Origin of the sequence: Brachybacterium paraconglomeratum, from assembly GCF_003994255.1 — a bacterium.
GTDB lineage: Bacteria > Actinomycetota > Actinomycetes > Actinomycetales > Dermabacteraceae > Brachybacterium > Brachybacterium conglomeratum.
This window is the reverse complement of sequence record NZ_ML133876.1, coordinates 1-1,477: the sequence shown is the minus strand read 5'-3', so window position 1 is coordinate 1,477 and position 1,477 is coordinate 1. Positions and strand designations below refer to the sequence as shown.

1 protein-coding gene is annotated in these 1,477 nt (G+C 64.1%); it reads left to right on the top strand.

Annotated features, from left to right (window positions below; all coding sequences use genetic code 11):
- Positions 1–230 precede the first annotated feature (230 nt).
- On the top strand, positions 231–1,454 hold the full coding sequence (locus DS079_RS16950) for an IS110 family RNA-guided transposase (protein WP_126988918.1): 1,224 nt from the start codon (positions 231–233) through the stop codon (positions 1,452–1,454).
- Positions 1,455–1,477: the final 23 nt, after the last annotated feature.

Here is a 1,477-nt window from a genome sequence, read left to right as displayed (position 1 = left end):
CCCGTTACCTTGTGAGCACCCCGATGGACGGGGTCTGGTCGCTCGGCCGGGTATGGCTATGTTGCCCTGCCATCAATGGTCCGGGGGGGTGTTGCCGCCCGGTCGAGAGACACGCGTTGACCGCTGATAGGGACACGGCCCAGCACTGCTGAGGTCTCTTTGTAACGTGGGTGCCGGCATCGGGTGTCAGGACTGCGACCAGCGATGATGCTCCAAGGAAGGACAGCATCATGAACACACGATTCGCGGTCGTCGTCGGCCTGGACGTCGGGAAGACCGCTCACCACGCGTGCGCGCTCGACCCGGAGGGGAACAAGCTGTTCGATAAGCCCCTCCCGCAGGACGAGACCAAGCTCCGCGAGCTGTTCACTCAGCTGCAGAACCACGGCGAAGTGTTGATGGTGGTCGATCAGCCCAACACCATCGGGACGCTACCGATCGCCGTCGCCCGAGACACTGGCTGCACCGTCGCCTACCTCGCCGGGTTGGCGATGAGGAAAGCCGCGGATCTGTATCCCGGCAGGTCAAAGACCGATGCACGCGACGCGTTCATCATCGCCGACACCGCTCGGACTATGCCTCACACGTTGCGGCAGGTCGATCGAGACAACGAGATCCTCTCCGCCCTGAAAGTCCTGGCCGGCTTCGATGAAGACCTCGCGCACGAGACCACGAGGGCGCTGAATCGGATCCGGTCGCTGCTCACGCAGATCCATCCCGCACTCGAGCGCGTCTTCGTCGGTGGCAGCTTTTCCACGACACTGGTGCTGGATCTGCTGGAGAAGTTCGGCGGCCCCACCGGGCTCAAGACTGCTGGCCGTGGCAAGGTTCTCCGGTTCGCCCGGTCCCATTCCCGCCGGAGTCCCGAAGCACTGGTCGATCAGATCTTCACGGCGCTCGGAGAGCAGACCGTCATCGTTCCTGCGACCGCAGCAGTGGAGCTCGTGATCCCCAGAGTCGCTGGTCAGGTCAAGGAACTCAAGGAACAGCGAGCGACCGTGGCCAGGGAGGTCGAGGGCATGTTGGAGGACTTCCCTCTCGCCTCGGTCTTGATGAGTATGCCGGGGATCGGCATCAAGACCGCCGCTCAGATCCTCTTGAACATTGGCGACGGTTCCGCGTTCGAGACCCCGGGCCACCTCGCGGCCTATGCCGGCATCGCGCCGGTCACGCGAAGATCCGGAACCTCGATCCGCGGGGAGTTTCCCGCTCGATCAGGCAACAAACGACTGAAGAACGCACTGGTCTACTCCGCCTGGGTCGCCTCGAACCACGACCCGATCTCCAAGGCTTACTACGATCGGAAACGAGCCCAGGGCAAGCGCCACAACGCCGCCGTGATCTGCCTGGCACGCCGCCGCTGCAACGTCATCTTCGCCATGCTCCGCGACGGCACCTACTACCAGCCACCCACCAACGCCCCGACACCCGAGCCAGCCGCCCTCGCGGCTTGACTCGGAACATAGGGACACCCCCC

Excerpts from the sequence above, each read along its gene's own strand:
- DS079_RS16950 (WP_126988918.1), top strand. The coding sequence starts at position 231 with ATGAACACACGATTCGCGGTCGTCGTCGGCCTGGACGTCGGGAAGACC.